The organism is Mesorhizobium silamurunense (genome assembly GCF_014843905.1).
In the GTDB taxonomy this organism is placed as follows: domain Bacteria; phylum Pseudomonadota; class Alphaproteobacteria; order Rhizobiales; family Rhizobiaceae; genus Mesorhizobium; species Mesorhizobium silamurunense.
The window spans coordinates 1-12,522 of record NZ_LPVS01000063.1 but is presented as its reverse complement, the minus strand read 5'-3'; the positions used below and the strand labels follow the sequence as shown (position 1 = coordinate 12,522).

Annotated in this window: 11 protein-coding genes and 1 pseudogene; 4 read left to right on the top strand and 8 right to left on the bottom strand. The window is 62.8% G+C overall.

Going from position 1 to position 12,522, the window contains the following annotated elements:
* The first annotated feature begins 109 nt into the window (after positions 1–109).
* The gene (locus AU465_RS17785) at positions 110–430 is read left to right on the top strand and encodes an Hpt domain-containing protein (protein WP_312891276.1); all 321 of its coding nucleotides are present in this window, start codon (positions 110–112) and stop codon (positions 428–430) included.
* Positions 431–445: 15 nt separating this feature from the next.
* Here AU465_RS17785 and AU465_RS17780 read toward each other — a convergent pair whose 3' ends face one another.
* The 7 genes and pseudogenes from AU465_RS17780 to glnQ all read right to left on the bottom strand — a co-directional run.
* Positions 446–1,873, bottom strand: coding sequence for a glycosyltransferase family 2 protein (locus AU465_RS17780; protein ID WP_192250407.1), 1,428 nt, complete (start codon positions 1,871–1,873; stop codon positions 446–448).
* A complete protein-coding gene (locus AU465_RS17775; protein ID WP_192250404.1) occupies positions 1,870–2,907 on the bottom strand; it encodes a HEAT repeat domain-containing protein in 1,038 nt (345 codons plus the stop codon). Before AU465_RS17775 ends, AU465_RS17780 begins: the two co-directional genes overlap by 4 nt.
* 2 nt (positions 2,908–2,909) lie before the next feature.
* Positions 2,910–4,667: a YaiO family outer membrane beta-barrel protein gene (locus AU465_RS17770; RefSeq protein ID WP_192250401.1), complete on the bottom strand. Its 1,758-nt coding sequence runs from the start codon at positions 4,665–4,667 to the stop codon at positions 2,910–2,912.
* Positions 4,667–5,059, bottom strand: coding sequence for a response regulator transcription factor (locus AU465_RS17765; protein ID WP_192250398.1), 393 nt, complete (start codon positions 5,057–5,059; stop codon positions 4,667–4,669). Before AU465_RS17765 ends, AU465_RS17770 begins: the two co-directional genes overlap by 1 nt.
* Before the next feature lie 251 nt (positions 5,060–5,310).
* Complete coding sequence (locus tag AU465_RS17760) at positions 5,311–5,697, bottom strand: response regulator (protein ID WP_192250395.1); 387 nt, start codon at positions 5,695–5,697, stop codon at positions 5,311–5,313.
* A gap of 5 nt (positions 5,698–5,702) precedes the next feature.
* Positions 5,703–8,144: a hybrid sensor histidine kinase/response regulator gene (locus AU465_RS17755; protein ID WP_192250391.1), complete on the bottom strand. Its 2,442-nt coding sequence runs from the start codon at positions 8,142–8,144 to the stop codon at positions 5,703–5,705.
* A gap of 500 nt (positions 8,145–8,644) precedes the next feature.
* Positions 8,645–8,796: pseudogene (glnQ, locus tag AU465_RS17750) on the bottom strand (glutamine ABC transporter ATP-binding protein GlnQ); the annotation flags it as partial.
* Between the two features lie 496 nt (positions 8,797–9,292).
* On the opposite strand from glnQ, the gene AU465_RS36620 reads away from it, so the two are divergent.
* The 3 genes from AU465_RS36620 to AU465_RS17735 all read left to right on the top strand — a co-directional run bounded on the left by AU465_RS36620 (position 9,293) and on the right by AU465_RS17735 (position 10,840).
* Entirely contained in the window at positions 9,293–9,673 is a 381-nt protein-coding gene (locus AU465_RS36620) for a hypothetical protein (RefSeq protein WP_246506207.1), read from the top strand.
* Between the two features lie 660 nt (positions 9,674–10,333).
* Positions 10,334–10,576, top strand: coding sequence for a hypothetical protein (locus AU465_RS17740; RefSeq protein WP_192250388.1), 243 nt, complete (start codon positions 10,334–10,336; stop codon positions 10,574–10,576).
* Between the two features lie 57 nt (positions 10,577–10,633).
* Complete coding sequence (locus tag AU465_RS17735; protein WP_192250385.1) at positions 10,634–10,840, top strand: hypothetical protein; 207 nt, start codon at positions 10,634–10,636, stop codon at positions 10,838–10,840.
* Positions 10,841–10,859: 19 nt separating this feature from the next.
* On the opposite strand, the gene AU465_RS17730 is transcribed toward AU465_RS17735, so the two are convergent.
* Entirely contained in the window at positions 10,860–11,138 is a 279-nt protein-coding gene (locus AU465_RS17730) for a DUF6894 family protein (RefSeq protein ID WP_192250382.1), read from the bottom strand.
* Positions 11,139–12,522: the final 1,384 nt, after the last annotated feature.

Sequence of the window (12,522 nt, the reverse complement as noted above, 5' to 3'; positions counted from 1 at the left end):
TCATGCGAACATGGTGCTGGCCGGGAACCATTTCGGCCGGACCGCCCGGGCAAGGCTGGCGGTCATGCGTGAAAGCAGCCCATTTCAACCCAGGTCGCTTTCTGCTTGAATACCTCAAACATCGGCCACGGAGCATCGCCCCATCCCAATCGATCCCTTTGCCCCCCTGCGGCAACGTTTCCTTGCCCGGTGCGCCGGCCAGCTGGCAGAACTGAAGGTTATCGCTTGCAAGCAGGATTTCCTGCCCGGCAACGAGCCTTTGATCCGGGTCACCCACTCGCTCGCCGGTGCGGCGGGGACGTTCGGCTTTGCGAAGATCAGCGCGCGGGCTTCGGCGCTGGAGACGCTGCTGCTCGAGCAGGCGGATGACGGGGCGGTCCGCGCGGCACTCGATGCGCTTATCGCGGAGATCGAGCGCACGCTGGCGTGACCGGGCCGTCCGGGCTCATTTCTTCGCGGCGCCGAGGCCGGTCCTAGTCATCTCGCCCCAGCTCTGGTCGGCGCGCAGGAACTGCCACCAGCCCTTCACGCGCCAGAAGTTGTTGAGCTGGCGGTAGCCGAAATTCTCGATCACGGCGACCGCCGTCAGCACGGCAAGATCCCTGGCGCGCGGGAAACGTTGCAGCTCGGCCTCTTCGAGGATGAGCGAGCATACGCTCACACAAACGCCATAGGTGAAGATGAGCGAGGTGAATGCCAGAAGATATTCGGCCGAAAGGATGCCGAGCAGCCAAAAGGCCGGGATCAGGATATAGCCCAACACCTCCGCCACCGGTCCCAGCACGTCGACGATGAAGATGTGGCCGAAGCCGAGGAAGCCGACGCGACCATAGAGCGGGTTGAAGAGCATGGCGCGGTAGCGGAAGAAGCATTCGAGCGCGCCGCGCTGCCAGCGCGTGCGCTGCCGGGCAAGGACGCTCAGCGTTTCCGGCGCCTCGGTCCAGCATACCGGCTCGGGAATGAACTGAATGCTGTATTTGCGCTTTTTATCTCGCATGTGGCGGTGCAGCTTGATGACGAGGTCGAGGTCCTCGCCCATCGAGCCCTTGGTGAAGCCGCCCACCGCCACCACTTCCGCGCGGCGGAACATGCCGAAGGCGCCGGAGACAAGCATCAGCGTGTTGATGCGGCTCCAGGCAAGCCGCGCCATAAGGAAGGCGCGCAGATATTCGACCACTTGGAGCAGCGGCAACAGGCGGCGCGGCAGACGGACCTCGCGCACCCTGCCCGCCTCGATTTTCGAGCCGTTGGCGATACGGATCGTGCCGCCGACGGCGATAGTACGCTCGGGGTCGTCGATGAAGGGCTGGGCGGCGCGCATCAGTGCATCGGGCTCGAGGATGGAGTCGCCATCGATCACGCAGAACAGCGGCGCGCGGCAGACATTGATGCCGGCGTTCTGGGCGTCGGCCTTGCCGCCATTTTCTTTGTCGATCACGAACAGCCGCTCGGTCATCGGCGAGGAATAGAGGCCTCGGATCGGCATGTGCGCCAGCACCTCCTCATAAGGCCGGTGGAACTTCACCAGCCTGAAGGCCTCGATAAGGCGCTGCAAAGTATCGTCCTTCGAGCCGTCGTTGATGACGATCACCTCGAAATTCGGATATTCGAGCGCCAGCATCGAATGGACGCTCTCGACCACGTTCAAAGCCTCGTTATAGGCGGGCACCAGGAGAGCGATCGGCGGCGCGACATCTCCATAGCGCTGCCAAAGCAGCGCCGAGCGGGCCACCGGCGGGCGCTTGGAAAGCGCGTGGCCGGCGACGACGAGCTGCAGGAGGTAGATCGACGTCTGCGCCAGCCCCGCCCCGATGATGAACCAGGACAGGATGGTAGCCGCAAGAACGATCTCGTGGCTCCAGTTGGCGATCATAAGGCTGGCCCTTCGGCAAGAATGAGATCGGCGGTGCGCTGGCTTCGCGAAACCTCACTGGCCGCGATCTCGCGCAGCAGCCGTTCTCCCGATTGACCGAAAGAGCGCAGCGCGTTGGCGGCGGCATACCGCACGGTCCACACCTCATCGTTCATCAGTATGGACAGCGGCGGTGCTAGCTCCGAGAGACCGAGGCGCCCCGCAGAATCAGCGGCGGCGGCGCGCACATCCCAGTCGCCGTTCGCCATCGCGCTTGCCAGGATCGCCGGCGCCTTCGCGTGTCCCGTAAGGCCGAGCGCGCGCAGCGCCGCGGCGGCAACCTCGGGTGAGGCATCGCTGGCCAGGCCGGCGAAGAAATCGGCAAAGCCGAAGCCGCCGGCGCGGGCGAGCGCGTCGATCGCGGCCGCCCTGATGAAGGGCACGGCGTCCGCACGCGATGCATGGACCGCAAGCTCGTTGAAGCGCGACCGCGGAAAGCGCCTGAACAGGTCGATCAGGCGCCGCGAGCGCTGCCCCGCCACGCCGATCTTCTCCAGTGCGATGCCGAGCAGCGGCAGGCTGCCGAGATCGCAGAGCGCGATGGCGGCCGCGATCCTGACTTCGCGCGAGCGGTCTTGGTCCAGCGCCGAAAGCAGGCTTGCCGACGCATCCTCTGGGCCTAGCGCCGCCAGCATCTCGGTCGCGTGGATGCGTTCGGCCACATTGCCCCGTTCCAGCCGCCTGCCGACGAGGGTCGGCAGGCCGCATTCTTTGAAGGCGACAAGGACGTCGTCGCGCTCCTCGCCGCGCAGCAGCGATATGAACTCGAAGCCGGCATTGATCGCCACGCCGGCCGGCACCGCGAGCACCGCCGCTTTCAGGGCCTCTCTATCGCGGCTCTCCGTGAAGGCGATCAACGCGGTCAGAAGCTGGCGCCGCTGGTCGGCCTCAGCCTTGCCCCGGCGCTCCCGCAGCACGCGGCGCGCGATCAGGAACAGCATGATCACCAGGGAAAGGGCGCTGAGCAGTATGGAGAGATCCCAGATGTACCACATGGTCAGAACCGCGCGGTCAGCCCGAGCCCGAATATGCTTCGGTCGAATGTCGGGCGTTGTTCATGCGCGATGCTGGCGCGCAGCGTCAGGGGATCACTGACGTCCCAGGAAATGCCCCCGAAGACGGTGCGCGTCGGCACCAGCGTGCCGTCGGAGATTTCGGGGGCGTCGGCGTAGCCGCCGAAGACATTGAAGCGTGGCGCTACCGCAAGGTCCGCGCGAAGCACATAGCCGTCCGCGCGTGTGCCGATATCGTCCTGCGCATGCACCCAGCGGGCGGAAAGCCCCAGGCGGCCGTCGAGGATATAGCCCTGCACCCAGGGCGATATGCTGGTAACGTTGGTGTTGGCGAAATTGTCGTAGCGGGCATCGATGTTGAGCGACAACGGGCCGAACGCCCTTGCCGGGGCCACGACCTGCCACGAAGCGCCGGCGCCGATCGAATAGCGCGCCAGGAAATCGGCGTCCGGCGTCGCCGCGGCCAGCGCATAGGCGGAGAACGCCGGCGAGAAGGCCCGGTCGATGCGGCCCTCGACCTGGACGTCGGTGTGGCCGAAGCGGGTCGCCACCCGGGTGCGGCCCGAAATCGTCGTGCGCGGGGTGAGCCGATAGGCAAGGCTGGCCGAACTGTCGGTCCAGTCGCCAAGGCCGTTGGTGAGTTCGCTCACCTCGCTGCCGAGGTCGAGCCGCCATTTGCGCGGCTGTGGCACGGCCAGCCTTTGCTCGATATCGGCAGAGCCGGGCTCGATGGCGAGTGCTTGCCGGTAGGCTTCCTGCGCTGCGTCGTCGTCACCCTGGGCCCGGCGCACGTCGCCGATCCCCACCAGCGCCTCGGCATTGCGCGGATCGAGCGCAAGCACGCGCTGGAACGATTGCCCGGCCCGCGTGTAATCGGCTTCGAGCAGGGCGATCCTGCCGTCGAGGTCAATTGCCTCGACATTGTCCGGCGACGAGGCAAGCACGCCGTCGACCAGCGCGCGGGCGCGCGGCGTGTCGCCCTGCCAGATCGCCAGGCGGACCTTGCCCAGCCGCGCGTCGAGAAGGCCGGGCTTGATGGCGAGCGCCCGGTCGAAGAAATGCCCGGCTTCGTCGAAGCGCTGGCTGGAGCCGACGACCAACCCAAGGGCGACCAGGATGTCGGTATTCTTCGGCGCCAGCCTTAGCGCCCGGCGATAGGCCTTCTCCGCTTCGGGCAGCTTTCCCGCCGCCCGCAGGCGCCTGCCTTGCTCCATCAGGCCGGCGACGGGATCGGGCCGCGGGTGGGGTGGTTTCTTCTCCGGAACCGGGGCAGCCGGAGCCTGTTTCGCCTCACGGCCGCTCCTGGCCCGCTGGGCCCTGGTGATGTTCCCGACAAGTGCTGCGGCGTCGGCATTGCCGGGATCGGCCTGCGCGACCTTCTCGGCGAGCGGCAGCGCGGCATCCAGATTGCCGGAGCGGAACTCGACCTCGGCCATGCCGAAGCTGGCATCCCGATAGGTTGGGGCAAGGGAAAGCGCCCTGGAAAAGGCATCGCGCGCCGCCGGCAGATGGTCGCGGCCAAGTTCGGCGAAGCCGAGTTGCACCAGGGCGTCGGCATTGTCGGGCTTGAGCGCCAGCGCGCGCCGGAAAAGATCCGCCGCCTCGTCGAAATGCTGCGCTTGCCTGGCTTTGACGCCGGACGCGTAGAGCTCGTCCACCGTCTGCGCCAGCGCCGCACCCTGAGGCGCGGCGATCGCCAGGACCATACATGCGGCAAGGGCTGCGCGCCGGCCGCGCCGCATCAGCGCTTCCCGCCTCTGCGCGCAAGCAGACGCGCCAGCCGGGCCAGAAGCTCCTCGGGAATGAATGGCTTCACCAGATAGTCGTCGGCTCCTTTTTCCAGGGCCGAAACGATGTCCTTCTCGGCTTTGCGTGCGGTCAGCATGACGACGGGGATTTCAGACAGGACCGGGTTGCCCTTGATGCGGGCCAGCACCTCGATGCCGTCGGCCCTGGGCATCATCGCGTCGAGCACGATGATGTCCGGTCCGTCCTGCTCCGCCTTGGCGAGCGCTTCCGCCCCGTCCACAGCCTTGATGACCTCGTATCCCTTTGCCCTCAGCCTGAACTCCATCAGTTCGAGCAATAAAGGATCATCATCGCAAATTAGAACTCTTGCCTTCGCTCCATCCACCAGTGCCGCTCCGGTTCCGTCGCCCCCCGGAGTGATCAAAGCATGAACCGACATCCGCCAATGCCTGCCGTCCATGCAAACTTAAGTCGGCGCGAGCGAACCCGCGCCGGCCGATGCGGCGCAATCATAGATAAAGCAGATTCGCTACGGCCGCATTTCGATGCAATCAGTAGATGAATATTGGGCGATGGTATAGGAGGCGTAAACGGCCGCGCACAGCTTCCGAGCAGCCGCCTTGCCGCCCACCCCTCCTAGGCTTGGCCGGCGCGCCGCGGCAGCAGCTTACTAACCTCGCCGGCAAGCGCCAGCGGGTCGAAGGGCTTGGCGATGACGCCGACCGCCCCCATGGCCAGATAGTGTTCGACCTGATGCGTCTGGGTGCGGGCCGTGATGAAGGCCACGGGGATTGAAGCCGTCAGCGGCGAGGCGGCCAGGCGCTTCATCGTCTCCGGCCCGTCCATGTCGGGCATCATCACGTCGAGCAGGATGAGGTCGGGCTGCCAATCGGCGGCGTCCGTCAGCGCCTCGGCGCCCGAAGCTGAAGAGCGAACCTCGAACTGAGGCTCGAGCTCCAGCGACATCTGGGCGATTTCGCGAATGTCGTCCTCGTCATCCACGTAGAGGATTCTTGCTGGCATCAACGTCACTCCCTTGCCTGTGCGGTGCGTCCCGCGCCGTTGCGAGACGAAGCCAACATGCTTCTGACCAGCTTGGCGACATCGATCTCCGATGCCCTGGTTTTGATCATGATTGCCTGCACCCGATCGCCGAGCTTCTGGTCGAACTCCGTCGCCGAGAACACGATGACCCGGGTCTCCAGCGGCAGATCGATGAGCAGGTCCAGGCCCGACCCGTCGGGAAGCGCGATGTCCAGAATGACCAGATCGAAGCGATGCTTCGCTACCGCCCGCCGGGCGTCCTGCAGCGTTTTCGCCGAGGTGATCGAGATGTCCGGACCCAGCCCTGCCGACATCACGGCAAGCACGCCCTCGTCGTCCTCGACGTGGAGGATCCTGGGTCTTTGCTCGACATTGCCAGCGACGACCTTGGCGAGAGCGGCGTGAAGTCGCATCGAATCCACTGGCTTCTCCAGCCAGTCGACGATGCCGACAGCGGTGCCGTTCAGCGAACGCCTGGCCTCATCGGCGACGGCGGAGATGACGATAACCGAAATGTCGGAGTTCACCGGTGATGCCCGGATATCGTGGAAGAGCTTGATGCCGGATTCCCCCGCCAGTCTGATGTCGAGCGTCAGCGCCACGTAGTCCCGGGAGCGCAGGAGCGCCTTGGCGGTGTCGACGTCGGGGGCGACGTCGCTGGAAAAGCCTTCCGCATCAAGAAGGGCCGCGATCACCGCAGCGACATCGGCCTCGTCCTCGCAAATGAGGACACGCAAGCGGCCATCGCGCTTGCGCGATCGGCGCTCGACAAAAACCCGCTTCTCGGGCTGCCGGTGCGCTTCGGCAAGGTCGACGTGAAAGGAGGTTCCCTTGCCTTGCTCTGTCTCGAAGGAAACGGCGCCGCCCAGCTTTTCGACGATGGTCTTGACGATGCTCAAGCCCAGGCCGGTGCCTCCCTTCTTGCGGGTGCTGGACGCGTCCGCCTGCTCGAACTTGCCGAATATGCGGCTGCGAAACGCTTCCGGGATGCCAGCGCCCTGATCGATCACGGAGATGCGTAGCATGTCGCGGTCGCAACGCTGGAGCTTCACCGTCACGGTGCCGCCGGCATCGGAAAACTTGATCGCATTCGACAGAAGGTTGGCCATGACCTGGTGCATGCGGTCCGGATCGATGTTGGCCTCGGCGCGCGGGGCATCGTCGACCAGGACGATGCGGATCCGGCTCTCGGCCATGTAGTTGGAACTGGCGGCAATGGCCTGCTCCACGACCGGGCGGACGGCCATCTGCTTGATCTTGAAGGTGATCATGCCCGATTCGATTTTCTCCATGTCGAGGATATCGTTGATAAGAAGAACCAGCCTTTCGCTGTTGTTGTGGGCGATGTTGACGAGATTGGCGGCCTTGGGCGGCAGTTCGCCCGCGACGCCGGCCGCGATCAGGCCAAGCGAGCCGCGGATGGATGTAAGCGGCGTGCGCAGCTCATGACTGACCGTGGAAATGAAGTCGTTCTTGAGCTGGGCATTTCGCTTCTGCTCGGTGATGTCGCGATTGTAGGTGATGACGCCGGCGATGTTGCCGGTCTCGTCGCGGAAAGGGGCCTTCAGCGTGTAGAGCCAGCCCTGCCTGCCGTCCGGGAAAAGTGCCGGCTGATCGATGCGCAATGTTTGGCCGGCCTCCAGCGCGCCCATTTCATCCTGTCTGAAGCGCTCGGCCACGTCCTTGGGATAGAAATCGAAATCCGTCTTGCCGATAAGGTCCTCGACCGAGGCGGCGCGCACCAGTTCGGCGGTGGCTGGATTGGCGGCGATAAAGCGCCCCTCGGCATCCTTTATGTTTAGGCAATCCGGCAGCTCGCGAACCATGGCGCGGTAGATCATGTTAGACGTGGCGAGCTTCCGCCGCCGCTGCTGCCGATCAAGCAGCACGGCGATGATGAAGGTACTGAGGAAGCGGAACACCAGGGACGGGAACGTGCTCTGCTGCACAAAGCCGGCGACGACTTGCGAGGGAATGACCAGAAGCGTGATCAGCCCGGCGAGCGCAACCGACACGCCGAGGCCGACTATGTCGAACATGGTGCGCGACCGGACCGCGACGATGTGGTGCCATGCCAAGCCGACGACGGCGGTGATCAGGATGCTCGTGACGCCGACGCTGGCGCCCTGCCCGCCCAGATAGAGCCGATAGGCAATGGAACCGGCGGTAGCGACGAACATCGCCGGCCACCCGCCGAAGAACGCGGCGGCGCCGATGAAAGCAGCGCGCAGATCGACGACGAAGCCGGAGACGGACAGAGCCGTCGCCATGGAAATGATCGCGCCCGCGCACATGACCAGGCCGAGAAGCAGCGACTGTACCCGCTGCGGGAGACGCCCCGTGAAATCCGCCACAAGGTCCCAGGCGACGACCAGGATGGAGACAAGGGCAAGATTGGCGAGGAGTGAGTGCCAGATCTCGGTCATGACTTTCCTGCTCCTTTTTCCGACAAATATCGGCAAAACCTATCCGAGGTCTAAACAGCCTGCTCCCCAGCCATCGGTGTCCGACCGACGGCGCCCCGAGGCGACGATGGCAGGCGGCGTAGTTGCAGCGCGGCTCTGCTTGGTCGCGACTGACCGCTTCTGGCGCCACCACGACCTCCAGCATTGTGTTCTCGCGTCGGTTTCGGGACGGAGGCCAAAAGATGCTCGTATGGCCGACATGAGGCGCATAGCTACCTATGGGCATTACGAACATATGAGAGGGTGAAATCCGGTCAAAGTTGTCGCAATGCAGGTTCGGACAGGCCAACCTTTCTTATAAGTGCATGGAGATCTTCCGGTGGCGGGACCCAAAAAATTCGAGAAGCTTCCAGGAAGCCCAGTCGATCCCTCATTGTAGAACCGTTCAACGACCGCTTTGGACAGCACAGCGACTGTCCGTTTTTCGAAAGCGAAGTCGAAAAGCAGCCTTTCCTGAAAAACTAGTGCTTCAATATCTGGCCGAGGAACAACTTGGTTCGATCATGGCGCGGGTGCCCGAAAACTCATTGGGCGTGCCCTCCTCGACGATCTGTCCGACGTCCATAAAGATGACTCGGTCGGCCACCACCCGGGCAAAGTCCATCTCATGCGTCGCCAAGCGTGTCCTCTATAAATGGAAGCTTCATCGTTATGGTGATCTCCGGTGATTGAGTCCGCCGCACCGAAAGTGCGCTGGCAAGGGCCGTTCACTCGGTGGAAGGGGACAGGACCCGTGAATCGATCGGTTGCTTCAGCCTCGGCAACCATTTTCGTTTTCGCCCGTTTGCAGAACTTATGAGGAATCCCCAAGATGATTGATGAGCCAACAGGGTCATCACCTGCCGCGACCGACGCCCTTGCTCGTCGTTTGGTGAAGGCGTCCGGCATCACAGAGAACCAGGCCCGCACTTCTCGGATACGGTTGGGCATCACTCATCCGCGAGGCCCGCTTTCTTGCAAGAACCTTCTCCAATCCCCCGAGCCTTTAACACCCGATTCGAGTCGCGAATTTCGCTGAACGGCGTATAGTCCCCAAGTCAGCCGTACCGAATAGATGCATTGCGGACGCTTGGGAGCTGGAGTGCTTCCGCCTGTGTTCACGCGACAAGGTGTCGGCGCTCGATAGCGATATCCTGCGAAGTGCCTTTCGCCGAGCGAGCATCGAAGAGAAAGTTCCCGAACCCCAATGGCGTGAATTCGCCGCGCAAATGATCCGCGATTTCACCGGCTTTGAGACCGTCGATCCTGACTTTGTGGAATGGACCAAGTCAGGCCAGGTGAACGGCCAGATGTCCCCGAAATATCTCGATCATCAATTGGAATGCCCATACTGCCTCACCATCAGGTTGAGAATTCCTGCCGACGCCGGTCCCGACACGCCGATTTCTTGCGACGATTGTGGAGGGTACCTTGGCACCTGGGATGAACTACAAACCGACTTTGAGAGGCAAGGCGGTCGGAACGGGGTATTTCGGCTCGACATCGAGTAGCGGTCAAATGCCGCTACACTGGGTCGGCCACCACTTTCGACTGCTTCAAGTAAGCCAGAACCCAGCCAACAGGACGGCAAGGATAAGTGACGCGGGCACAGCAAGGAGCCACCGGGCTTCCAACACACTGTTGTGACGATCATTCATATCCTTCGCTCCGTCGTTCACCAAAAGGCTCCAGCGCGAACGTACCTCCCGCCGGGGCGCGCGCCGGAGCCTCTGCCTTGCTCAACCACCGTTGGCGGGAGCGGTTGGCACTAGGCAAACGACCCCTCAATGCGTTCGTTCCAGCCGCGAGACTGCAGTCGAGGGCCTGATACGACCGAAGTCCCGGCACCCAAGGCAATGGGCTGAGAGGCGCAACCAACACGTCGGCAACACATTGGTTGCCGCCGCCGAGCGAGTCCCTTCATCGGCGGTTTGCGGGTGTCCGCTGCCATCGAAGGTGGCGGGCACTCGCCACAGGAGAATCGCATGCAGCTTGACGGTGGACGGATCAGACCAACATATGAACCGGGCACCCATCCGGCCGCGCGAGCTCGGCCCTCTCGGCCACGCCTGTGAATATGCCAACTGCGGCAAAGATGCCGGCTGGGGCTTTGCCCGGCCGAAGCAGCGTTGGTTTTGCTTCGAGCACCGCGGCGAGGGAGAGCGCTTCCTATGACCTCGTCGCCGCGCAGAACCGGTCATTATGCCGACCGGGAAGTCGATTGCCAGGAGGCGATGGAGCCTGGATTTCAGGCCATCCTCGATTGCATGCTGGAGGCCGGCTGGACGCGCGGCGAGGTCCTGCGATCACTGCGCCGCCTGATCGCGGCGGATAACATGACGCAGAAGGAAAACGCGAGGGTCGAGGCCGAACTGGCGATCGCCAGGGCGATGCTTAGGGCTGGGAGACCTTAGCTGCAACCTCCCACGCGATTGCGCGTTCTCGGGGTCGATCGAACCGGAGGCGCCGTCATGTCCAAACAGATCGAGAACTGGAAAGATACGTACGAGCCGGAGGCTCTCGCGGAAAAGTATGGCCTGACGATTGAGCAAGCCATGATCGTCATCAATTCGAACGGTCCATCCAAGCACGGCTGCGAGGTAGGAGCCGTTGCTTTCCGGCACGCGCTACAAATGATGAGCAAGCCGAAACGAGGCCGCGGGAACCTGTCGGCTTGATTTGCCCTGCCGCTATTTTTTAGCCTTCTGCATGGGGATCAGGAGACTTGTGGGCGCCTGAATGGCGCTGAGACTCTACATCCAAGCGGATAGCCGCCTGCAGCACCAGATCGCCGCCCTCCTGTCGAACTTTGATCCTTATGAGGTGGTGATCGCCATCGGGCACGCTGTCGTTAATCATTTCCACCAGCGCGCGGATCGCTTCTTTTTTCACCCGGGGGAAATCGGCACATTCGATTCCCTGATCGTCAGGATACACCACGCCATTGTCGTTCACATCGAAGTAGTAAAGTGCCATCCATCAGAATTGTCGGAGCGGCAGTTTGTTCCTAGCCGGGATCACCGACGAACGAGTTATGGCGGTCGCTTTCGAAACTGCGCACAGCCAAGAGCGCATAGAAAAGCCCGCCACAGGGGGGGGGGGAGAAGTGACGGGCTTTCGATGGAGCGGTGTCATTGCTTGGGTATCGACCGCTCGTATCTGTAATGCGTGATTTCAGGCCCGGTTCCATACATTTTTAAGGAACGGGAATCCTGGGAGCGAGCCAGCCAGTATGAACGGCATGGGAGCGGTGCGGTCGCCCGATAGTTCAGAGGTACCTAAAATAATCGCATCTCGCGCGAACGAAAGCGGATTATAATTCGCCAGCCGACAAACCAACCCCTACCCCGTTTGCCGGTTAGGCGCGGCGGCCGATCCCCGAGCCCTAACCCCCCGGCCGCCGGGCCGCTTGGACCGAAATGCAGTGCAAGTTTCGTGCGCCGGAACCATGCCTTGCGTTGGCCGTTTAGGTCCCTTTGCGAAGGGACTCGCTCAAATGGCAGACAATGATAACCAGGCCACTTTAGACGCCATTGTTCATCGCCTACAGGTTGAGACTGGTATCAGCAAATCCCAGGCTCTCGAACTGATTTCCTTGCTTGGCTTGAATTGGAGCTCGCTCATGCGCGACGCGAAGGTGATCAAGGGGCAGCCGATAGCGCATAGCGCAGGTTATCGATAAAGCAACCGGCGACCGCCGCAGGCCGGCAACCAACCCCCGGACGTTTTTGCCAACTAAAAGAAAGGCCTGCCGCCTATTGCGCTGACGACAGGCTTTTCGAGCTCCGTTGGTCGCGGCTACATCCCTGGGGAACCGACCGCTCGCAGCCTCAATGCGTGTTTGGTGATTAGCAGAAATGAATTTACTTGCCGTGCGGGAGAAATTCAAAAGGCCGTGACTCATTGCCGGGCCGGTTCGCCGATCAACCCTCCCTGAAGTCCTGCAGCGACGCATGGCGCAGGTCTTCCTCGCCGCGAAGATGTTTCACGCGGCCGATCAGCCCCGGCTTGACCCATTGTGTCGCCGCCGCTTCATGCCCTTTGGCGCTGTCCCTGCACGCTCTTGAACGCGCTGCCAGAGCCGCTCGCGCATCTCTCGGTGAGGGTGATGAAAGCGGAGCCCATATAGCGCCCTGTGCCTCTCTCGGCCATCAGAGCGCAGGCTGGCTTTCCTGCCCCGCGCTCGACGCCGAGCAGTTCGTATTCGTCGATCGAATAGCACTTGGCCTTTAGCCAGTTGGTCGGCGGTCTGAAGCGATATTTGCTACCTTTCCGTTTCGAGACGACACCCTCTAGCCCTGCCTGCTCGACTAGGGTCAGGACCCATTAATTTGTTGAGTTGATATCTGTTGGGTGATTC